The sequence below is a fragment of the Paenibacillus sp. PL91 genome, from assembly GCF_012935325.2.
GTDB lineage: Bacteria > Bacillota > Bacilli > Paenibacillales > Paenibacillaceae > Pristimantibacillus.
This window is the reverse complement of record NZ_JABBYG020000011.1, coordinates 104,078-126,295: the sequence shown is the minus strand read 5'-3', so window position 1 is coordinate 126,295 and position 22,218 is coordinate 104,078. Positions and strand designations below refer to the sequence as shown.

The 22,218-nt window shown below is 49.9% G+C and carries 16 protein-coding genes; 4 read left to right on the top strand and 12 right to left on the bottom strand.

Annotation, left to right across the window (positions count from 1 at the left end):
- Positions 1-116: 116 nt before the first annotated feature.
- Positions 117-2,498: an S-layer homology domain-containing protein gene (locus tag HI950_RS23135; RefSeq protein WP_169087629.1), complete on the bottom strand. Its 2,382-nt coding sequence runs from the start codon at positions 2,496-2,498 to the stop codon at positions 117-119.
- 540 nt (positions 2,499-3,038) lie between these two features.
- On the opposite strand from HI950_RS23135, the gene HI950_RS23130 reads away from it, so the two are divergent.
- On the top strand, positions 3,039-4,136 hold the full coding sequence (locus HI950_RS23130; RefSeq protein ID WP_169087627.1) for a PdaC/SigV domain-containing protein: 1,098 nt from the start codon (positions 3,039-3,041) through the stop codon (positions 4,134-4,136).
- A gap of 91 nt (positions 4,137-4,227) precedes the next feature.
- Here HI950_RS23130 and HI950_RS23125 read toward each other — a convergent pair whose 3' ends face one another.
- Positions 4,228-5,610: an amino acid permease gene (locus HI950_RS23125; protein ID WP_169087814.1), complete on the bottom strand. Its 1,383-nt coding sequence runs from the start codon at positions 5,608-5,610 to the stop codon at positions 4,228-4,230.
- Positions 5,611-5,859: 249 nt separating this feature from the next.
- On the opposite strand from HI950_RS23125, the gene HI950_RS23120 reads away from it, so the two are divergent.
- The 3 genes from HI950_RS23120 (at position 5,860) to HI950_RS23110 (ending at position 9,497) form a co-directional block, all read left to right on the top strand.
- Positions 5,860-6,474: a PH domain-containing protein gene (locus HI950_RS23120; RefSeq protein WP_169087625.1), complete on the top strand. Its 615-nt coding sequence runs from the start codon at positions 5,860-5,862 to the stop codon at positions 6,472-6,474.
- 184 nt (positions 6,475-6,658) lie between these two features.
- Positions 6,659-7,375, top strand: coding sequence for a response regulator transcription factor (locus HI950_RS23115; RefSeq protein ID WP_169087623.1), 717 nt, complete (start codon positions 6,659-6,661; stop codon positions 7,373-7,375).
- A complete protein-coding gene (locus HI950_RS23110; RefSeq protein ID WP_169087621.1) occupies positions 7,353-9,497 on the top strand; it encodes a sensor histidine kinase in 2,145 nt (714 codons plus the stop codon). The genes HI950_RS23115 and HI950_RS23110 overlap by 23 nt, the downstream gene beginning before the upstream one ends.
- A gap of 120 nt (positions 9,498-9,617) precedes the next feature.
- Here the strand turns inward: HI950_RS23110 and HI950_RS23105 are convergent, their stop codons facing one another.
- From HI950_RS23105 to HI950_RS23060, 10 genes are all read right to left on the bottom strand, one after another.
- Positions 9,618-10,781, bottom strand: coding sequence for a trans-sulfuration enzyme family protein (locus tag HI950_RS23105; RefSeq protein WP_169087619.1), 1,164 nt, complete (start codon positions 10,779-10,781; stop codon positions 9,618-9,620).
- A complete protein-coding gene (locus tag HI950_RS23100) occupies positions 10,778-11,605 on the bottom strand; it encodes a carbohydrate ABC transporter permease (protein ID WP_169087617.1) in 828 nt (275 codons plus the stop codon). Before HI950_RS23100 ends, HI950_RS23105 begins: the two co-directional genes overlap by 4 nt.
- Positions 11,605-12,486: a carbohydrate ABC transporter permease gene (locus tag HI950_RS23095; RefSeq protein WP_169087615.1), complete on the bottom strand. Its 882-nt coding sequence runs from the start codon at positions 12,484-12,486 to the stop codon at positions 11,605-11,607. The genes HI950_RS23100 and HI950_RS23095 overlap by 1 nt, the downstream gene beginning before the upstream one ends.
- Before the next feature lie 72 nt (positions 12,487-12,558).
- Positions 12,559-13,890: an ABC transporter substrate-binding protein gene (locus tag HI950_RS23090; protein ID WP_169087613.1), complete on the bottom strand. Its 1,332-nt coding sequence runs from the start codon at positions 13,888-13,890 to the stop codon at positions 12,559-12,561.
- Positions 13,891-13,999: 109 nt separating this feature from the next.
- The gene (locus tag HI950_RS23085; RefSeq protein WP_169087611.1) at positions 14,000-14,677 is read right to left on the bottom strand and encodes a FadR/GntR family transcriptional regulator; all 678 of its coding nucleotides are present in this window, start codon (positions 14,675-14,677) and stop codon (positions 14,000-14,002) included.
- A 289-nt stretch (positions 14,678-14,966) separates the two neighbouring features.
- Positions 14,967-16,973: a copper amine oxidase gene (locus HI950_RS23080; protein WP_169087609.1), complete on the bottom strand. Its 2,007-nt coding sequence runs from the start codon at positions 16,971-16,973 to the stop codon at positions 14,967-14,969.
- Positions 16,974-17,277: 304 nt separating this feature from the next.
- On the bottom strand, positions 17,278-18,156 hold the full coding sequence (locus HI950_RS23075) for a hypothetical protein (RefSeq protein ID WP_169087607.1): 879 nt from the start codon (positions 18,154-18,156) through the stop codon (positions 17,278-17,280).
- Between the two features lie 108 nt (positions 18,157-18,264).
- Positions 18,265-19,491, bottom strand: coding sequence for a pyridoxal-phosphate-dependent aminotransferase family protein (locus HI950_RS23070; protein WP_169087605.1), 1,227 nt, complete (start codon positions 19,489-19,491; stop codon positions 18,265-18,267).
- On the bottom strand, positions 19,488-20,774 hold the full coding sequence (gene allC, locus HI950_RS23065) for an allantoate deiminase (RefSeq protein ID WP_169087602.1): 1,287 nt from the start codon (positions 20,772-20,774) through the stop codon (positions 19,488-19,490). Before allC ends, HI950_RS23070 begins: the two co-directional genes overlap by 4 nt.
- Before the next feature lie 29 nt (positions 20,775-20,803).
- Entirely contained in the window at positions 20,804-22,174 is a 1,371-nt protein-coding gene (locus HI950_RS23060; RefSeq protein ID WP_169087600.1) for an allantoinase, read from the bottom strand.
- Positions 22,175-22,218: the final 44 nt, after the last annotated feature.

Below are 22,218 nucleotides of genomic sequence, written 5' to 3'. Positions count from 1 at the left end.
ATGCGTAAGGCTGGGAGTTGTTTGGTTATTGTACTATAGCTTTATTTCAAGCCAGCTCTTTAAAGTAAGAAAAAGCCTCTCCCGCTCAATAAGCGAAACGGAAGAGGCGTAAACAACTATTGATTTATTAAATTGTTTATAAAGAAAAGTCCGCCAAGAGGAACATCGTTTCGGTCATAAAATATAATACGGTAACCTTTAGGCTGCTCGCTTGAAAATTCAAAAAAAGTTAACGTAGTCCAAGCATCGCTTGCCGGATCGTAGGTCGCACCATGATACGCCCGTTCTTGTTGACTGTAAAATGGCGTGACTATAGAATTCCTCTGCTCAAACCTTAAATAAGCAAAATTCCTTATTTGCTCAGGAAGTTGTTCCTTATACAAGGTTAACGCAGCTCCAGTAGATGAGGGATTAATGGTTTCCGCATTGTGCTTAGCGACCTCTTCAGCGGTTGCAGGCCGTAATATGTCTCCTGACATTTCTCCGTTATAGATTGGGAGTATAGAATCGAGAATCATGTATTCCTTTTTAAGAAAAACATCCTCTCCCGTATCATCATTAATAACAGATATCCATATTGCCCCTATTTGAGGGAGGGTATTCAGAAAAACGTATGCATGATAAATGCCGAAACCTTTCTTAGGCACAACGGTCTCTTTTATCAGTAAGTTTTTTCTATCTGCTGAATCATAGACCGATACCGTTACTGTAGCTGGAATAGGCGGAATGCTGAGAGAGATATCTATGCCTCTATGCTCGACCAATATATCTGTCTCGTCCAGCTTATTTCGATCAGCTACCGGAGCATTAGGAAGGCGCTTAACCAGTAGGCTGTAGCGCTTGACCTGCCCCGATGGCTGCTTCGATTCTATAGTCACATATTGATGCTTTGCTATTTGAAGCGGAATAGGGTAATAAAGATTTCCGTCTGTGTCTGTCTGCAAAGCTGCGACATCATACCCTTTCATTTTTTCCAGCATAACAGTCACGCTCGTGCCTGGACCCGTGGTCTCTGTCCGGAGCTTCAGATCATTAAGCGCAACGTTATTTGGAACCATAATCTCATAATTGCTATGCTCAGAATCAAAGCCCTCGCGAGCTTCTTGATCTGGATCTGCTGGCTTCTGCTTCAATGCATAGCCATCTATGCGGATAGATTTTAATTGCGTGTTTGGTACGACAACACCATCTCCGCCTCCATTGCCGCCACCACCAACAATGACAGGTGCTTCAGGAACAGCGCCCTCACCCTCAACCTTTGCGGGCTGCTTCTCGAAGACTGTTTTGGCACCGCCTTTGTTAATAACAGCTTTCTCAATCACGCCTTGTCCTGAAAGCTTAGCTGCAGCATCCAGCACCATGTTTAAGATTTTGGAGGTGACATCCATTTGTATCACAGCTTCTGCCGCCGAATCATGTACGGTGAGCTTATCAATTGAACCGTTCGCTGTCTGAAGGCGAACGGATGCCGCATACACATTTACGTCCGTGAAAGATCCAAGGAACTTTACCTCCTCATTCGCCGAAAGCTCTTTTGCCAGCTGAACAGCAGTAAATCCTGCTCCCGTCAAACCTTTCTCTTCAACGATTGATGCAGACTGCAAGACAACCGATTGAACATCTGTTGAGCCCTCCGCAACAATGCGGACGGCGCCACTTTGCTTATTTACTGTTATATGCACAAGAACTGAATCGCGCAGATGAACGGATTTTGAGCCGCCGCCTGCTATATTCGTCTTTCCCTTCACTGTCACTTTATCTAAGTGAACGTCGCCTTCGCCAATAGCCGCCGTTAGTGTTAAATCTCCTTCAATAACCATATTGCGAAGCACGACACCCGGTGCCGATACGATAAGGTTTCCTTTGATAGATTCCGCACCCTTCTCCGGACCATACACGCCAGCCGTACTGTACTCAACACCAGATTTTATGTAATGGAGCGCTTTCTCCAAAACAGTTACACTTTGCGCTCGCGTAAATTTCCCCTTAGGCACAAAAAGACCACTCGGGTATCCGCTTATAATTTTCGCGTCTACTAATGCTCCTACCGACGCTTTGCTCCAGCCGCCAATGGACGAAGCATCATCGAAAGATTGAGCGCTCGTTGAGACGCTATCATCCATCTCAAGCAATTGAGCAACCATGCTTGCCGCTTCTTCTCGTGTTACTTGTTCATTCCAGCGGATCGTACCATCCTCATAACCTTTCACATAGCCTGCCTTAACAGCGATCGCCACTTGCTCGGCAGCCCAACCTGAACTAGGCAAGTCTGTGAATGATACCGTTTGCTTCTCCTTAAGCTCAAAAGATCGATTGATTAGCGTCATCAATTCAGCACGCGTAACAGGACGGTCAGGTTGAATAGAGCCATCGTCATAGCCCTGTAACAATCCGCTATCCACCCATTTTCGCAAATTATCCTGGGCCCAGTGCCCGTCAGCATCACTAGATTTTGCAGCAGACGCTACCGATACTGTTGATAGCAACATTGTTGTCATAATAGAAACACTTAGAATATTCTTCACTTTGGTAAAAAAAGACACCGTTCTACCTCCCACTAAACAAATAGTTCTTTCAAAACTCATTCATTATATCAAAATCTATTACTAAATAGAGCATTCTTTGGAAAGTATTTCATCTAATCATGGACAATCTAATTACTACATTAATCCATTATAAATATCAACTGTATTTTTATTACTAAATTAAACTGGGAATTTAAACGGATATCAAGTCGGCACCTTCCGACCACAAGCCCCCGTGAAGGTTGATCAATTCATCAACATGCTCTTTTTTTCGTACTGGCCTGCATCAAAACAGTTCTCTAGCATGAAAATGATCGGCACCGATAACGCCAATATTCAAGTGGACACAGCAGCGAAGACGGTCATTTTCTCAATCGTTACAAAAATATAAGAAAGCCTTCTGTTTTAAGAAGCTGCAAGACGGTTAATGTCCAGAAACAACTTCTTTTTGGACGCAACATCAGGTATTATATTCACGTCTAATCTACACCATCACTGAGGAGGTTTCTAATTATGAGGCGTATAAAGCAAACAGGCACTAAACAATCACGCGCAAACCGAAAGGCAGCAGCTATTATCGCCGCCCTGCTATTTGCATCTGCTCCCGCCACAGGATGGCTGCCGGGAGGAAGTACAGCGGCGGCAGCCTCCCAGCAGCTTAAAATCGTCTCCCAGCCCTTCGTCATCGACGGCATCGGCACATCCGTCCCTACAGCAAATGTAGAAGGCGATACGTATATCAGTCTCCGTGCGCTTAACGATAAGCTCGGACTCGCAACAAGCTGGGACGAAACAACGAGATCCGCCGTCATCGAAGGACGTGACAGAACGTTTACCGCTTCTTCCGTCGACGGAAGCTACAAGCTGAACGGCCAGCCTGTTTACGGCAATCCAGCCATTATAAATAATGGCACGACGTATCTGCCGCTTCGCTTCCTATTGGAGCGAATGGGCTTTGGCATTTCGTATGACGGCAAAACGAGGACGATCGGCATCGAGACAATCGAGGAAAACGAGCTGTCCATTGGCACCGAAACAATCAGCAACACGACGAAAAACCAATCGCTGCTTATTCATTATCCAGTGATTACCGGCTATGCGAACAAAGGCTCCCAGAACAGAATCAATGACTTGCTGAAAAAAGAAGCAGAAGCCTACGCCGCTTCCGGCGAAGAAGCCCTTTCCAAAGCCGCTGTGGACAATAAAGGAATCCAGGCGAATATCCCACCCCTATCGTTTACCGGCTCTTATACGATTACGTATAACGAACAAAATACATTAAGCCTCTACGTCGACTATTATTCTTATCTTGGCGGTGCGCATGGCATAACCGAGCGTGCATCGTACACATTCGATCTTGCGACTGGCAAGGAGCTGGGGCTTGAGGATGTAACGAACGATTCTATCCATTACACCTCTATTATCAATGCCTCCATTCGCGAGCAGATCAAGGCTAGAAAGCTGCTGCTTATTCATCCATTTAACGGAATCGATTCGGATCGCTCTTTCTACCTCAAGCATGACGGAGTCGCCATCACATTTGGCCAGTATGAATACACCTCCTATGCAGAGGGCATGCCGGAATTCATTGTTCCGTTCAACGCCTTTTAATAGATAGCCAAACCTAACATACGCAGGATAAAAAAAAGAAGGTCTTCCTCGGCTGCAGCCTGAAGAGACCTTCTTTTAATGTTATTATCGCTTATTCCTCGGGGTCTAGCTTGCATTCCGCCAGCGTCAGCATGCGGGTGCGATGCTTCCACTTATGGCCGATAAAGATGGCGAGGAACAGCGGGATACCGACATAGGAAGCAATCATATAAGCCCAATCGATTTCCCCGTCATTAATGGCGCCGATAAACTGTCCGCCAATAACGACCAAGCAGAGCAGCATCGCCAGGATCGGGCCGAAGGGAAACCATTTCGCACGGTAGGCGAGATCCTTCAAATCCCGTCCCTGCGCTACATATGCTTTGCGGAATCGGTAATGGCTAATGGCAATGCCTAGCCATACGATGAACCCCGACATGCCTGATGCATTGAGCAGCCACACATAGACAACCCCATCGCCAAAGAACGATGCAAGAAAGGCGAGCATGCCGAGCGCCCCAGTCACGAGCAGTGATGCAACCGGAACGCCGCGTGCATTAAGGCGAGCTAGGAAACGAGGCGCCTTGCCCTCCTTCGCGAGCACCCAAAGCATGCGCGTGGAAGCGTACATGCCGGAATTGCCCGCCGACAATACCGAGGTCAAGATGACTGCATTCATTATGGAAGCCGCAACCGCAAGCCCGGCCTTCTCGAAAATAATCGTAAACGGACTCGTCGAAATTTCGCCGCTCGCCAGCTGCTCGTTTGAATAAGGGATCAGCAAGCCAATCAGCAGGATCGCGAGAATGTAGAACAAAAGAATGCGCCAAAAAATCGAACGGATCGCACGCGGAATATTTTCGCGCGGATTCTCGCTCTCCCCAGCCGTCACGCCAATGAGCTCCGTCCCTTGAAACGAGAAGCCCGCTGCCATAAACACGCCTAGCGTAGCTAGGAAGCCTGCCGGGAAGGGATTATCCGTCAGATTGCTAAACCCAACGGCAGGCTCGGTCCAAATGCCGATCACCATCATGAGACCAATCGCGATGAACACGATGACCGTAACAATTTTGATCATCGCAAACCAATACTCCGACTCCCCGTAGCTCTTGACGGACAGAAAGTTGAGACCAAGCATCAACAGCAGAAACAAGGCGCTCCATAAAATAGATGGACTGTCCGGAAACCAAAATTTCATAATCAGCGTTGCTGCCGACAGCTCCGCTGCGATCGTAATTGCCCAGTTGTACCAATAGTTCCACCCTAGCGCAAAGCCAAGCGAAGGATCAACAAACCTTGTTGCATAGGTGCTGAACGTCCCTGATACCGGCATGTGGGTAGCCATCTCACCTAGGCTTGTCATTAGAAAATAAACCATAATGCCAATCAGGGCATAAGCGAGCACCGCGCCGCCAGGGCCAGCGGAATGTATAGCGCCTCCGCTTGCAAGGAACAGCCCCGTACCGATGGACCCTCCGAGCGATATCATCGTCATATGCCGGGCCTTCAGCCCCCTGCGCAGCGTATTCGTGTCTTCCTGTTTCTTGCTCAAATGCAAAACACTCCGTTCTTCACTACTTATCGACTTCCATCGTGATCACGCATGTCATGTCCTCAGTTTGTTAATTTTTTTTAATTTTATCCATCTCTTAGGAAAAAACCTATAATGAATGGTCATAAACACCGGAATCTATTATATAATGTGTAAGTAATAAGTCAAAGCGATTATGAAGGGAATGGTACGATGTTTGGTAAATTAGCTGCTGATGCGCTTGGATTAAGCGACATTGGCGCCATTATTAAGCCTGCAGATTTCAGCAAAGCGGATTCTGACGATTATGTCATGCATGAGGATAACGAGAAAATATATTTTCTCATCAAATCCAAAACCGACGAGTATTGTTTTACGAATCTAGCACTCATTCATTTGGATGGTACAAGCGCACTAAGCAAGAAGCGCACGCTAAAGCGTTATTCTTACAGCTCCAACCAAATCTCTCAAGTTGCGCTCGAAACGGCAGGCACCGTCGATCTGGACGTTGAAATCAAGTTCACGATCGGCTCCGTCCCCTTCTCTATCGACGTCAACAAGAAGCATATCGAAGAGCTGAAGGACCTTTATAAAGCGCTGATCAAAATTTCCGAAATTACGCGCGAGAATGAAATCTCGCTAGAATACGCAAGGCGCAGCATGGATCTCGCATCCACTACGCTGCAGCATTTCCACAAAGGCGACTTCAATGTCGTCGAGCAATTCGACGGTCTGAACAAATCCGCCTTCAACTGGCTAGTAAATACACATAAGCAGTATCGCATTAAAGATTTTGGCGCCATTTTCGAGCGTTATATCAACAATTAATATCGCTGCCTTGAAGACGGCAGCACCCGGCAGATCGGCTCAATTGAGCCGATCTGCTTTTTTGTGCTGATGGAAACGCTTTTGTGTAATATAACCTTACACAGACATTGCGTAAAACTCACCTGCACGTATATATTTAAACGATAGGGTAACGTTTATATCACATGCGAAGAGGTGAATCGACTTGCCAGGAGAACTCATATTAACGGTTGATGATGAAGTTAGAATCGGCGAGCTCGTAGGCATGTATTTATCCAAGGATGGCTTTCGCCATTTGAGCGCAACAAGCGGCAAGCAGGCCATTGAGCTTGCCGAGAACGAGCAGCCTTCGCTTATCGTGCTTGATGTTCTGCTTCCCGATATGGAAGGCTATGAGCTTTGCGCAAGGCTGCGGCAAAAGACGGATGTTCCTATCCTGTTTCTTAGCTGCAAGGATACCGAAATCGACAAGGTCGTCGGACTGAGCGTCGGTGCAGATGATTACGTCAGCAAGCCCTTCAGCCCTGTGGAGCTGGTCGCCCGCATTAAGGCACAGCTGCGCCGCAACCGGATCGTCAGCAATCGGCAATCCGAAGCGATCCCCTCTGCGGTGATAACGTCCGAACATGTTCAGCTGCGCATCGATGCGCATGAGGCATACGTTGACGGCAAACGAATCGAGCTGTCCGCCAAGGAATTTCAATTGCTGGCCTACCTCATGCAAAACGCGCGGCAAGTGCTGCCGGCGGAACGCCTCCTCAGTCATATTTGGGGGTACGACTGCAGCCTCGACACCAAAACCCTGCAAGTGCATATCGGGCATTTGCGCAAAAAAATTGAGCGCAATCCGTCTTCGCCATCGCGCATCATTACGATACGCGGCATTGGATATAAATTCGATGAACCGATTAAAGAGCATTAAGGCTCTCCTTCGGCCGCGCACCTTCGCCTTCCAGATGCTTGCGGCTATGCTGACCGTATCTCTCATCCCGCTATTGCTATTAACTGCATTCGCCTTACAGACGGTAACCTCCCAGCTTCATCGCTTTAGCACTCTGAATACCGCATTGATCGAAAAAAATTACATAAGCATGTACGAGGCCAACATCGAGGAGCAGGTTCGCGCCATCGATACCGAGCTCCGCTTGGTTGAGGATGCGGTCCTGTTGTCCAAGGCGCTTGCCGAATCCATTTTTTCCATCGAAAATCAAACAGCCGTGCAGCCGATCACCTTCTTATACGATTCGGAGAAAAAGCGATTTACCGAGAAGCATGCCGACGGCATGGGCGTTATTTCAATTCGCACGGATAATCCTCTCCGCTATCCATCGGCCGAACAGGCTTATGATTTAGCGCGCAGCAAAGCTTTGTTTCCGCTGTTCAAGTCCGAATCGTCGCGGAAGCAAAATATCGTATCGATGTATTACATCCATCCAAAATCCGGCTCCTTCTATTATCCGGAGTATACGGGTCAACTCGAGGATGAGACATCGAGGCCTATCCATATGCTGACCTCCTACAAATTTTATTCCGACGCCCTCAACGTCCGGCCAAATCACAATCAGGTCGCGTGGACGAAGCCCTACCTCGATATTACGCCAAGAGGCTGGATGTTCACCGCAACGACGCCTGTCTACGATGAGAACCGGGTCTTGAAAGGGGTCGTGGCAGCGGACGTGACGATCGAGCGCTTCGTAAACAATGTGCTGGATACGAGGTTTGGCGACGAGGACGGCATTGCGCTGCTGCTGGACACCGATCATGAGCTCATCGCTGCCCAGCAGCATGGTGCGAGTGAGATCGGTCAGCTCGATTTGGCCGCCCTCTTCAGCAAAGATACGGTAAACAGCTTCCGCAGCATGCAGCTTGGCGGCCAGCAGAAAGTCGTATTCAGCCGAGCCATCCCATCAACCGATTGGATACTCGGCTATATCATTCCGGAGCATAAGCTCCTTGAGTCGATTCATCTGGCAACGGATCAGCTCTCAGCCCAGACAGGCGACCAGCTCATCGTCCAGCTGTCCCTGCTTGGCTTAGTCGCCGTCAGCTTATGCGTCATACTCTCGTTCTATTTGCGCTCCAAGGTTTCAAGGCCCGTCAATCTGCTCGCGACCGCTTTTGCCGAGATGGGCGAGGGCCAGTTCACCTCTTCTCTCGACGACACACGGACACTCGAATTCAACCAATTGCTTCGCTCCTTTAACCGCATGTCACACAAAATCCGCGAGCTTATGGAGCAGCAGTCGGAGCATAATCAGCAGCTAGAGCATAAAGTTGAGCTGCGCACGGAAGAGCTGCGGGATATGAATAACGAGCTGGAAGCGCGCGTGGATGAGCTTCTGCGACTCGAGCATTGGCGCAAGGAGCTGTTCATGAACATATCGCATGATTTGAAAACGCCGATCACCTTGATTCGCGGCTACATTGAAGCGATTAACGATGGCACGATCGGCGGGGAAGATACGGGCATCTATTTGCGCAGAATATACGAGGATATCCAGACGATCAATCAATTCGTTCGCAATTTAAACGAGCTGAGCTTGCTCGAAACCCGGCAGCTGGAAGCCAAGTTTATCGTTGTCGAAGCAGATGCCTTCTTCAATGACATGGTTACCAAATGGACCGCTTATATGAAGCTGGAGCGCCGCCCCTTCCATACAAGGCAGCTAACGCCTGGCGGCCGCTTACGCGTTGATCCCCACCTCATCAGACGAGTTATCGACAACTTGCTGGACAATGCCATGAAGTATTCAGAGGCAGGCAGCCCGATTGCCTTTACTATCGAGCTCGCTGATCACAGCGCAGCCTTCCGCGTCATCGACAACGGAGCAGGCATACCGGAGGATGCGCTGCCCTATGTGTTCAACTCGTTCTACCGCGTGGATAAATCAAGAAACAGCGGCATACCCGGAAGCGGACTCGGCTTATCGATTGCGAAGGAAATTACCGACATCCATGGCGGCCAGCTGACCGTCATGCCGAACAGCGAGCACGGACAAGGCAGTATATTCTCCTTAACGCTCCCTCTATTCAAGCCTGATTGAATAAGCATTCGGCTGCATGATGATTAATTTTCCCGAAAAAAAGAGCGGCTTATCCAAGGTCATGACCGAGGATAAGCCGCCGCTTCGTATGCCTGTTCCACTATTACTTAAGGTTGTTACTTACTTCGTTACCTGCCCCCATGCCTGTTCGATGTCTTCAACCAGATCTTCCGGATCTTCCATGCCGACATACAGTCTAACGACAGTGTCCGGCTCGACACCTGTAAGTTCATCTTTCACAGGGCGATTGACGGTTACCAAACTTTCGAATCCGCCCCAGCTGACGCCAATCTTGAAATACTTCAACAGGCTTGCCCATTCCTTCATTCGTTCAGGAGACTCATGAGAAAGGAAGGAAAACAAGCTGCCGTAACCCGACATTTGTTGCCGCCCGAGCTCATACTGCGGATGGGAAGGCAAACCCGGATGGTTGACGCGGGTGACGAAGCTTTGTTTAACAAGCTGCTGCGCCACATATAGCCCGCTCTGCTCATGCCTTTGCATGCGCAGCGGAAGCGTCCGAAGGCCTTTGGATACGAGTGCCGCCGTTTGCGGAGTCATAATGCCGCCAAGCAGCATATATTCGTTGTTCCTGATCCGGCCCACAAGCTCCTTCGAGCCCAGTACGACACCGCCGATACAATCGCTGTGCCCGCCGATATATTTGGTTATGGAATGCACCACTAGATCAATTCCCAGCGTAGTCGGGTTTTGAAAGCAAGGTGTCGCCCATGTATTGTCAATGATAGTTACGGCTCCTATGCTTCGAGCCAGCTCCGCGACTTGCTTTAAATTTTGCAATTCAAAATACATCGTTGTCGGACTTTCCAAATACAACAGCTTCGTATTGGGGCGCACGGCACTGCGCCATTGTTCGATTGAGCTGCCGTCGATAAACGAAGTTTCCACGCCAAACCGGGTCAAATACGAGCCTAGAAATTCCCGTGTCGGGCCGTAGGCCTGATTAACACAGATGATATGGTCGCCTTGCGAGACGACGGACATAATGGCTGAGGAAATGGCAGCCATTCCCGAGGCAAAGCATTTGGCGGACTCGACTTCTTCCAAATCCGCCAGCTTCATCTCCAAATATTGAACGGTAGGGTTGTTCCCGCGTGAGTAAATATGATGGTCTAGCTGCGCTTTCATCGCTTCATCGAACTGATCGTAGCTTGTAAAGGCAAACAGACTGTTCTGATAAATCGGTACATGAATCGCACCATGATGTCTGTCATCTAGCGGATCATAAGCTGACTTGGTAAACTGTTTCTTTAGTTTGCTCATCCTTTTTCCGCTCCTTGCGTCAAGCCTTCTACAATGAATCTTTGGGCGAAAGCAAATAATAAAATAGTCGGAATGATCGATAGCACCGCTCCAGCCGACATCGCGCCCCAATCCACGTCAAATTTCAGTATGAATGAATTCATCGCTACCGGCAGCGTCTTGAGCGCATCGTTGTCGATGAACATGACCGCGAGAAACAGCTCATTCCAGTTTTGAACGAAGGCAAAAATAAATGTCGAAGCGATCCCCGGCAGCATGACCGGAATGATGATCCTCACAAGTGCCGTCCATCTTGAGCATCCATCGATCATCGCCGCTTCTTCCAAGCTTGACGGGATGCGCTCGAAAAATCCGCGGAGCATGATGGTCGTGAATGGGATAAGGCCAACGGTATACATAAGTACGAGTGAAATCCGGTTATTGATCAAGCCCATGTTGCTCATCATGAGGTAAAGCGGAGCAAGCGCTACAAATCCGGGCAGCATTTGTGTAGCAAAAAAGGCGAGCATAATTTGCCGATGTCCCCGAAATTTAAAGCGTGCAAGCACATAGGCGCTTAAGACAGCGATAACGATCACGATAATCGCCGAAGTGATTGCCACTAGCAAGCTGTTGCCGATGTAAATATGGAACTTAGAAATTTTGAAAATATGAATGTAATTGTCCAGCGTAAACCGTTCAGGCCAATATTTCAGCGGGAACGAGAAAATATCCTTTTGCGGCTTAAGCGATGTAATGATAATCCAATACAACGGAAAAACCATGATTAGCAAGTAGATGGCCAAATAAATGATTTTGGACAGTCCCAGTAGTCGCAGCTTCATCAGAAATCCCCCGCTTTCTCCGCCTTGGTGACTGATAGGAAAAAGATCGTATAGAGCAGCAGAACAACGATCATAATGATGCCAATGGCAGAAGCAGCTCCGTAATCTCCGGCATAAATGATTTTATCCAGCATCAAGGAAGATAGAATATGCGTGCTGCCAGCAGGTCCACCGTTCGTCAATCCGTATATAATCGTCGGATCGTTGAATATCCAAATCGCCCTTAGCAGCGTAGTCGCGATGATCGTCGGAAAAATATAAGGAAGCGTAACGTTCCACAGCTTGCGGAAGCTGTTCGCTCCGTCCATAACCGCCGCTTCATAAAGCTCGGAAGGCACGGATTGCAAGGCAGCCAAAAGCATGATGGCGAAGAAAGCTATGCCATACCATACGTTGGCGATAATGACGGATATCATCGCCCATTTCGGGTCCGACAGAAATCCTATTCTCTCATGGATAATGCCTAAGTGGAGAAGGATGTCGTTGATAACGCCGATTTGGGAGTTGAACATCCACTTCCAGATCATCCCAATCAGGAAGCCGGACAACGCCCAGGAATAGAATACGAAGCCTTGGTAAATGCCCCGCCCTCTGAACGGTTTCTTCAGCAGAAGCGCAAGCGTAAATCCGAATAAAAATTGAAAAATGAGCGAGAAGAACACCCAGTAGGCGCTATTCTCCAAAGCCATTAAAAACTTCGGGTCCTTAAAAGCATTTTTAAAGTTGTCTAGCCCGATAAAGTGGACATTTCGCAAGTCGAACAGCTTATACTCTTGGAAAGCCATAACGATCCCTTTAAGGAAGGGGTAGTAGGTGAATGCCAGCACGAGCAGCAAAGCGGGAATCAACCCAGATAGAATAAAAGCTCTTTGTTTTTTCATTTCCGCACCGCCTTTGGTTGATAAAGTTTGATGGGCGGCAACAATTGTGCCGCCCATCATGACTTCAAACCGTTATTTGTTTAACTTTGATTTCTCATCTGCCCAGTATTGATCCCACTTCTTAAGCGTTTCGTCAACATTGGTGTTGCCAAGCAGAAGCGATTGTCCAGACTCCATCGCGACTTGACCCCATTGCGCGTTGCCCGGATATTGGAATGCCGGCTTGAAGTTTACAAACGTATCTGGTTTGTTGGTCATGTCAATTAATGTTTTGTATGGGCCTGTTTTGAAAAACTCGTCTTCTGTAGCGCTTGCATGAATCGGAATTAATCCGTAGTCCTTGGAGAACGATGTGTTCGCTTCAGGGCTTGAAAGGAATTCAATCAGCTTCCATGCCTCTTCCTTATACTCGGATTTGGCTCCGATTCCCCATCCAGCTCCGCCTGCTGCGAACAGCGCTTTTCCTGTCGGACCGGTTACAAGTGGTGCAGTTGCCCAAGTTCCTTCGGTCATTTTCTCCTGCAAGGATTGGATAACGTCTGGATCCTGAAGCAGAATACCCGTTACGCCTGATGTGAATGCCTGTACTTGCTCCTGGAAGCCCCAGTTGATGGAGTCAGGAGGTGATCCTTCTTTGTAGAGCTTCAGGTAGAGCTCCATAGCTGCTTTCGCCTCGGGCGTAGAATAGATCGTCGCCCCGTCTTTCGTAAACATGGAATCTTCCAGATTCACCTTATCGCCATTGAAGGCGAGAATCATTGCATCCGTAGTTCCCGTGGAGCCTGCACCGCCGCGGAACGAGAAGCCGAAGCGATTTTGGGCTGGATCCGTTAATTTCTTCGAAACCTCATACAACTCATCCCATGTTGTCGGAGGATTTAGACCCGCTTCTTTCAGCCAGTCCGCACGATAGAACATTTGTCTTTGGTAGAGGCCGTTAGGAATGAAATACAATTTATCGCCAACTGACCCGACCGACTTGGATACGGCGCTTATCGTAGCGTAATCACTCCACTTGTCGGCGTAAGTATTCAGCGGCTCGAGATAACCGTTATTCACGAACTCGGCAACGTTTAAATCCCGTGCTTCCAGAACGTCAATCTGTTCATTGGATGCGAGCATCGTTCTGATTTTGTTGTCCGCCTGATCGAATGGAGGCGAGATAAATTCCACTTTAATGTTGGGATTGGCCTCTTCGAATTTCGTGACCATCGCCTGGATCAGCGCTGTTCTCTTTGGGCTTGTTAAGCTTTCAATCATGCGAAGCGTAACTTTTTTCTCACCGTTGCCGCTTCCTTCGTTCTTGCTTCCGCCTTCTTCGTTCTTGCTGCCGCACCCAGCTAACATACTGATCGTTAAAATGGAAATCAACAGCGAGGCTAGTACTTTTTTACGCGTTTTCATTGATTTAAATCCCCCTTTAAATCACATGTATCATACAGTCGTCCTGTCTGATAGGTTGATTATAGTGAAAGCGCTTTACCTTGTCAATACAAAATAAAGCGCTTTTTCGCTAAAACTTTTTGATTTTGTCTTCGATGCAATCCATCATTTTATTAAACTCTTCTAACGCTTTTTCCGTATCATTCAAGGCAATTGCGTCGAACATCGTGCGATGATAAGGGTAAGTATCGTCGAAGAGACGTTTTTCGCCTAACGGTTCATTGAAGAACTTCTCATAAAGACCGGAGAACGAATCCATCACGGTTTCGAGAATGGGGTTGTGCGCAGCTCTGATCACGTAGCGGTGGAAAGCAAGGTCGATTTGGGAGGTATCCCTATTACTGTCTTTCAAAGCTTGGTATTGCTCCAGGCATAGCTCCAATTCCTTGATCTGGTCTGCCGTAATGTTCTTCGAAGCCAGCTCCACTGCCTTGCCTTCAAGCGCCCTGCGAATGTCGAGCGTATTCAGCAAGTAATTGCGCTCCAGCTCAAATTTAACTTTCCCAGAGAAACGGAACGTATGGACATCACTTACAAATATGCCTTTGCCATTCTCCACGCGAACGATATCGATGGCTTCCAAGTATCTCAACGCTTCTCGCAGCGAGGAACGGCCAACGCCAAACATTTGCGTCATTTCCTCAACGGATGGCAGCTTGTCGCCCTCTTGAAGATCCTTCTCTTGGATATAATTTTGAATTTCCTGCGATACCAATTCATGTACAAGTATTTTTTGAATTTTCCCCATAGCCTGTCTCGCTCCTCACCTTACTGCCTGTCCGATAGGTAAATCTTAATTTACCGTTCTAGTATTGTCAATGAAGCCTATCCGTTTAATTTGCATCTGCTATTTTCCCTCCTCTAGCGATTTTTTGAAACTATTAACATTTTCAAAATAAAAAAAGCGGCCTCTCCCGGGAAGAATACTGGGAAAAGCCGCTGCTTCAAAAGCTTTGCTCATGATAAACTGACGAGGATACGACCACTTAGGCTATTATACCGACTATTTATTTCCCTTTATTTGTCTACTTTTTACTCTACTCTGTCTTCTGCAAATCCAGCGTCGGCGTTTCGTTAAAGAAGTTGAATGGCTTAATCATGGCCGTTACCCACTCCGTCGGCATGATCGGGAATTCCTCCGCCCGCATGACATGCGTCGTTCCCGTTGTGAGCCATACGACCGTATCCTTATTCTCGATGCTGCGGTTTTGCTGCGTCCATAGCCCAAGTCCCGTGTCTTTGTTGTGCGTCGTATACTTGCCCTCGGAATATAACTCATCCTTCTTGTAAGGCGTTACCCAAATATGATTATTAATGAATTCCGCACGTTTCAATACATAGTCCGTTTTCGTGAAGAGCGGCTCCTCCATAAATGGGTGGGTCCCGCCTGCATATGGCATCACCTGATAGCCTGTTGCGTAACCGAGTTTATTTTCCTTGCTTGAATTTGTCACGAGAACGATTTTATCCGGATCAAACTTCTGAATCGCTTCCTGCTCGACCTTATACGTTTTCTCTACCGTAATCATCTCACTGCGCGCGAATTCCGGATTTTTCACCGTAATCGCCTTCGGCAATATCTCGCCAACGGAGTTGGATTCGCCATCCACATCCAAATCAAGCCTGTAGCTGAAAATATGCTGATGCGTCGGCGCGACGATGTTCGCATCCACAAGCTTGCCGTTGCGCGTATCGCTCACTGCCGTTTTATCGTCCATCGTCTTGGACTCGACCGCCTTGACCTGAGCAAGGCCAGTTGCGCCTGCCATCAGCTTGATCGAACCATTTTGCAGGAACACCCAGTCCAGAACATAATCGTAGTTGCCGATCGTAGCAATCGCCCGCAGCACGAGCTCGCGCCGCTCTCTCGCATCGCCATTATGTGACCATTCCGGGTCTGCGTAGCGCTCGAATAACGCAAACGAGTTTTTAATAATTACTGCCTTGCCCTGCGTGTCATTGATAGCCGCATCGAACAAGGTCGCGTTCTTCGGCACATCGGAGCCTATATTGAGGCTGCGAGTCGATAGGCCTACGCCGTATTCGCCCGCATCCATAAATATTTTGTACAGCCACGCCGCGTCAGGATCGCCGTAAGGAACCATCATGCCGCCAAGCCCGCCCTCATACATAATCTTGCGCTTATCTCCGTTCTCCGTGTAGGACACGGTCGAAACCATAGGACCTACGCGCGGATCGAGGCGGAAGTGGAACTTCCAGTTTTGCCAATCGACCGACGTTCCTTTAACCGAGAAGCTTGCGCCTTGCGGCTGGCTGATAATGAGCGGCTTAATCTCGTCCGTCCGCTTCGTCTTGATAATCTTCGTGTAATCGTTAGGATCAGTCGAAACCGGAGGGTTACCTGACTCATAAATTTTAAGAACCTTTTTGGCGTTCAGATCAACTAGGAAGGCAAGGCCGTCCATAGGGTGCGCGAAATTGTTGACGGCTCCCTCGATCTTCGGACGCGGTACCGACATCGCAAGGCGCGAGCCCGGCGGCGTCAGCTCTGGTCCATAATCGCCAAGCGGACCGTCTGCGAAGGATACTTTGCTGAGGTCGGTTATGCCATGCCTTGCTAGAGCGGCTACTGCATCCTTATCCTTTTCGACGATCGCTTCAGATTGCCCCCACTCCGTATAGAAAGGCCAGCCTTCCTTCACTTCCTTCCAGTACACAACCTTATCCGTATCCAGATTCACGGTGCCTTCATAAGGCTTGCTTCCTTTGACGAGGGTAAATGTCGCTTCCCTAGTCAGCTTGGCTCCGCCGGCATCATCCCATGCCCACACCTGCTCTTTCTCCGGCTCCTCCAGCTTAATTTCAGAGAAATACATATCCTTGCTGCCATATTGCGATTTTCGAATGATATCGGCTGCTTCTTCAATCTCTTGCGGGCTTAACGGATTAAGCGGATGGTAGACGATCTTGTCAATCTCAGCGGCACTCAGCCTCCCTAGCCCAAGCGCCCCCGGAAAAATATTAATGGAAGCAATAACGACGGACACGGCAATAACGGATACGATTAGTTTTTTCTTTCTCATAGTTTCCCTCCAATTATCATTTCTCTATTAGTCGGTCGGTGACGCTAAGACTTCTAGACGCTTCTTCTCACATTTCCACCGTATCCCCCTTTTCCGTTTGTTAATGTTACATACTCTAACATGCGAAGGTAATAAAACACGGGCATAAAGGTAAAGGGAGCTTAATATGTTTATCCTTTTTCGGTAAACCTTCGGCCTTGGCTCAGCACAAAAAAAGCCTACCTACGAAAGCCATACGCTTCTGCTTCCGTTGGGAAGGCAAAAACCGCTTTCGTAGATAGACTCTTCAACATTGTTCGATCAACTACACTTGAATAACGAACGGCACAATCAGCGTCTGACCATCACGCTGGAACTGACCCCATATTTTATATAAGCCGCTTGCCGGAAAGCTGACGCCGAACACGGCCTGCGGCCCTGAAGACGCCCAGTTGAGCGGATGAATATGGATGATTTGCCCCATCGTTTCGTCAATCGCGACGACATGGCCAACCGCGCCGAGGTAAAGCTCCAAATCCTCAATCGGCTCGCCGGTCTTCTCGTCGGTAAACGTATAGGTCATGCTCAACTGCGTCTGCGGCGCAAGTCTCTCTGGAAACGCAAGTTCTACTTTCATACCGCCAGCATGAGCTGCCAAGACTTCACTCGCCTTCAAGACAGTCGGCGCGGCCGCCTCACCGCGCACCTCCACCTCGCCCATTCGCGTCAGCTCATTCATCCCTTTCGGCAAAAAATCCGCATACAGCTTATACCTGCCTCCCGCAGGAAACGTAATCGGCAGCTCGAACATGCCCGCGCCATTATACACGGGATGGACATGCTGGAACTGCTGCAAATCCTCGCTTACGACGATGAGATGAAGCAGCTTCTCATTCGACATTTCAAAATCATTAATTCCTGCACCCTTGCCGTTCATAACGGTTAATGAAAGCAGTGATGGCATGCCTGCAGCAGGTTCGCCCCGCGGCCAAGACAGCTCCATCTGCACACCCTTCTCCGCCGCCGATTCCATAGCTGGCCCCGCATGCTTATGCGCAAGCGACAAGGCATAGGGATCGAGAAACGGGTCCGACATATCTCCCGAAGCATTCGCATTAAACCGATTCATCCCTTGCAGCAGGAATGCCGCCGTCAAAGCAAGCATCAACATCGTAACCATAAGCGTCCACTTGTACTTGACCATCCTCTTGCCCCCAATCCGATTCATTCGCCTTGAGGACATTGTATAGGTCGGTGGTAAAAGTAAAGCCGCAGCAAAGTAAAGTTAACGTAAAGTCTTTATAAAATGTCGCTACATCGCGTAAGCATCCATCGCCGCCTGCAGCGACCGGCCCGATTCCAGCTGATGGCCATGGCGGAGCAGCACCGCTTCGAGCGCGCCAAGCGTAAGAAGCACGTTACGTTTGCTGCAGCTGTAGCCCATCGTGCCGATGCGCCATATTTTGCCCTTCAGGGGACCGAAGGAGCTGGCAATTTCAATTCCAAAATGGTCAAGCAGCATCGTCCTGACGGATTCCCCGTCTACTCCGGAAGGAATTTCGATGCATGTGACGACGGTCATTTTGCAGGACGGGTCCCCGTAGAGCCGCAGTCCCATCGCCTCCAAGCCGGCAATCAGCGCACCCTCATGCTCTCTGTGCCGGGCAAAGCGCGCTTCGAGCCCTTCCTCCAGCACTAAGCGCAAGCCCTCGCGCAGCGCATAGAGCATCGAGGTCGCTTCCGTATGATGATTGAGCCGAGCCGGGCTCCAGTAATCCTGAAGCTGGCTCAAGTCCAAATAGTTGCTCTGGATCGGGCGCAGCAGCGGATCATCCTCGCCGTCAGCGAGAAGCAAGCCTCTTTCAATTCTCTTGCGGCTTTGCAGCTTCGCTTCCGCACGTTTGTTATAGGTGATCGGCGCCATTCCAGCTGGCACGGACAAGCACTTCTGCGTGCCGGCGATAACGGCATCGATAAGCAAACGATCCGTCGCCACCTCGATACCGCCGATCGTCGCAACGGCATCCACCACGAATAACGCATCCACTTCCCTGCACACCTGTCCGATCCCTTCGAGCGATTGCATCCGTCCCGTCGATGTCTCGCCATGGACAAGAGCCACCAGCTTAGGCTGATGCTCACGAATGGCGTTAACGATTTCCTCCGTATCGAACGTATAGCCCCATTCCTTCTCCAGCGTCACGACCTCTGCGCCGCAGCGCCTCGCAATCTCCGTCAGCAAATGGCCGAATCGCCCGTAGATGGGCACAAGCACCTTGTCTCCCGGCTCAATTAATCCGACGAGCACCGCTTCAATGCCGGATCTTGACGTCCCGTCTACGGGAAACGCCCATTCGTTTTCCGTCTTGAACAGCTGCCGCAGCATCCCCATCGTCTCATTCATAAGCGTCGTAAACTCAGGATCAAACTGTCCCAATATCGGAAAAGACATCGCCCGCAGCACCCGTGGATCGACCTCGACCGGGCCTGGTGTCATAATCGTACGCGGCGATGGCGATAAATCCTTATAAGCCTTCATAGCTCTTCCCCCTCATAGCCTAATCGGTAAAGCAGCTCCGTCAATACGAGTACGCCAACCGCGAGATCGCGCGGCTCCGTGTATTCCTCGGGCGAATGTGAAATGCCGCGCCTGCTCGGAACGAACAGCATAGCGGTCGGACAAATATGCTCGAACATTTGGGCATCATGTCCCGCGCCGCTAACCATTCGCTTCGAGGAAATCGACATTTTGCCGCATACATCGTCCATATACGCTTTGAGCTTGCCGTGCATAGGCACCGGCTCTTCGCGGAACCATTCCGTCCCCTGGATAGCGAGCTGACGCTCGTCTGCTATGGAGCTGAATTCTTGCATAACCCACCGGCAAAAGCGATCAAGCACCTGCCCATCGGCATGGCGCGCATCTACCGTAAAGATGGCTTTGCCCGGCACGACGTTCGGCACATTCGGCAACACCAGAAGCCTGCCGACGGTCGCTACGAGCGGCTCGCCAATTCGTACCGCCTCCCGGCGCAGCGCCTGAATCATCATGCTCACGCCCTCAAGCGCATCCCTTCGCATATGCATCGGCGTCGTCCCCGCATGATTGGATTCGCCGATTACCTCGAACTTCAGCCTTCGTTGGCCTGCAATCGTATCTACAACGCCGATCGCAATTCCCTCTTCCTCAAGCACCGCCCCTTGTTCAATATGCACTTCAATGAAGGCGCCAATGTCGCTGCGGCGGCTATCCCTTCCCATTCCCTCGCCAAAGCCGCATAGCTGCATCGCATCCGTAAAAAACACCTCGTCGGAATCCTGCAAATGCACGATTTGCTCAAAATTCCGCTTCCCGACGATGCTGCCCGAGCCCCAATAAGCCATCGGAAACCGACTTCCCTCTTCTTCGCAGAGGGAGACGATTTCAAGCGTCCGCTTCGGCTTGCCGAACTGCTGCTGCAAATAATCCAGCGCCAAAAGACCCGCCGCAATGCCATAGGCTCCGTCATACATACCGCCTTGAACAACCGTATCGATATGGGACCCCGTTATAATAGAAGGCGCATCCAAATCCTCGCCTAGTAATTTTCCAAATAAGTTGCCGACATGATCAAATTCCGTCTTCAGGCCGCAGCCTGCCATTTTCTGTGCCAGCGCCTGCTGCGCCTCTAGCCAGCCTTCGGTATAGAGCAGCCGCGTAATGCCGCCTTCCTCATCCGGGCTGAATGTAGCCAGCCAGTTCAACACCTGCATAATCTGCGTCTCAAAATGGGATAATAGCCGCTCCTTCTCCTGCGGAGAGATACGTACATTTTGTTCCATAGCTGCTCCTCCTATCTCGATAGCCAAATCTATTTCACCCATTGGCCATGCTTGCTCTCGCTGAGCCCCGCAGCTTCCCCGTATACCAGTTGACCGCGCAAATAGGTGGCCTTGATTTTGCAATGAAGCTGTCTGCCGATATAAGGACTGTGCTTATGCTTTTGATACAAATGCTCCTCTTCCAACGTATACGTTTTGTTTAGATCAATCAGCACCAGATCGGCGTCTATGCCAATTCGGATTTCACCTTTAGCAGCCTGCAGGCCAAAGCGCCGTGCGGGGCCGCCAGCAAGCAGCTCGCTGATTTGGGTAAGCGGTAAGCCTCGCTTAATATGGCCTTCCCCGACCATAAGCTCCATCGAGCTTTGCGCGCCGGCAATGCCGCCCCATGCATCGAAGAAGTTATCCGCTTCCTTCATTGAAGCTGGACAAGGCGAATGATCCGACGAGATCATATCGACATGGCCTTTTGCCAATACGCTCCACAGCTTTTCTTGCTCCGCGGTGTCGCGCAGCGGCGGCGAGCACTTGGCAACCGCGCCCAACACGTCCAGATCGGCTGCCGTTAATGTCAAATAGTGCGGGCAGGTTTCCACCGTAACATTCATCCCGCTCTCACGCGCTTGCTTGATCAATTGAACGCCAGCCTCGCTGCTAATATGGACAAAATGAAGCGTGCAGCCCGTCTGCTCCGCATAAAAGAGCGCCCGGTTAATCGCCTCCAGCTCGGCAATAACGGGCCGCGAGGCCACATAATCAGCCGACGTCAGCCGCCCTTCCGCCCGCATAGCTTGGCCAAGCTTAGCGACAATCGGCTCGCTCTCGGCATGCAGCGCAAGCACCTTGTTCACGCTCGCAATGATCTTCATCCCTTCGTAGAGCGTATAATCGTCTACCTCGCGGAACGCATCCTCGCTCGGATCGCCCGGCGATGACATAAACGCCTTAAAGCCGACGACGCCCGCCTCGTGCAGCGGGATCAGTTCATGCAGCTTGCCCGGCACCAACCCGCCCCATAGGGCATAATCCACATAGGACCGATCCTTCGCGGCAGCAAGCTTCTGCCGCATGGCGCTGACGGTAACGGTAGGCGGAATCCCGTTCAGCGGCATATCGACATAGGTCGTGCAGCCGCCAGCCGCAAGTGCTGCGGAGCCCGTCTCGAAGCCCTCCCAGTCGCCAAGGCCAGGCTCGTTCAGATGCACGTGAACATCAATCATGCCCGCCATGACCGTTAGTCCAGCTGCATCCACCAGCTCAACCGCCTGATCGGCATCCAGCCGCTCGCCAAGCTGAACGATTTTTCCCGATTTAATGCCAATATCCAGCACGCGAACTTCATTTTTCAACACGACAGTACCCTTTTTTATGATGACATCCAGCTTATCCCGTCCGATCATCGAACTCCCCGCCTTTCTCCGTCCATCGTTAAAATCCGCTCATT

Excerpts from the sequence above, each read along its gene's own strand:
- HI950_RS23135 (WP_169087629.1), bottom strand. The coding sequence starts at position 2,498 with ATGACAACAATGTTGCTATCAACAGTATCGGTAGCGTCTGCTGCAAAA.
- HI950_RS23130 (WP_169087627.1), top strand. The coding sequence starts at position 3,039 with ATGAGGCGTATAAAGCAAACAGGCACTAAACAATCACGCGCAAACCGA.
- HI950_RS23125 (WP_169087814.1), bottom strand. The coding sequence starts at position 5,610 with ATGACGATGATATCGCTCGGAGGGTCCATCGGTACGGGGCTGTTCCTT.
- HI950_RS23120 (WP_169087625.1), top strand. The coding sequence starts at position 5,860 with ATGTTTGGTAAATTAGCTGCTGATGCGCTTGGATTAAGCGACATTGGC.
- HI950_RS23110 (WP_169087621.1), top strand. The coding sequence starts at position 7,353 with ATGAACCGATTAAAGAGCATTAAGGCTCTCCTTCGGCCGCGCACCTTC.
- HI950_RS23105 (WP_169087619.1), bottom strand. The coding sequence starts at position 10,781 with ATGAGCAAACTAAAGAAACAGTTTACCAAGTCAGCTTATGATCCGCTA.
- HI950_RS23100 (WP_169087617.1), bottom strand. The coding sequence starts at position 11,605 with ATGAAGCTGCGACTACTGGGACTGTCCAAAATCATTTATTTGGCCATC.
- HI950_RS23095 (WP_169087615.1), bottom strand. The coding sequence starts at position 12,486 with ATGAAAAAACAAAGAGCTTTTATTCTATCTGGGTTGATTCCCGCTTTG.
- HI950_RS23090 (WP_169087613.1), bottom strand. The coding sequence starts at position 13,890 with ATGAAAACGCGTAAAAAAGTACTAGCCTCGCTGTTGATTTCCATTTTA.
- HI950_RS23085 (WP_169087611.1), bottom strand. The coding sequence starts at position 14,677 with ATGGGGAAAATTCAAAAAATACTTGTACATGAATTGGTATCGCAGGAA.
- HI950_RS23080 (WP_169087609.1), bottom strand. The coding sequence starts at position 16,973 with ATGAGAAAGAAAAAACTAATCGTATCCGTTATTGCCGTGTCCGTCGTT.
- HI950_RS23075 (WP_169087607.1), bottom strand. The coding sequence starts at position 18,156 with ATGGTCAAGTACAAGTGGACGCTTATGGTTACGATGTTGATGCTTGCT.
- HI950_RS23070 (WP_169087605.1), bottom strand. The coding sequence starts at position 19,491 with ATGAAGGCTTATAAGGATTTATCGCCATCGCCGCGTACGATTATGACA.
- allC (WP_169087602.1), bottom strand. The coding sequence starts at position 20,774 with ATGGAACAAAATGTACGTATCTCTCCGCAGGAGAAGGAGCGGCTATTA.
- HI950_RS23060 (WP_169087600.1), bottom strand. The coding sequence starts at position 22,174 with ATGATCGGACGGGATAAGCTGGATGTCATCATAAAAAAGGGTACTGTC.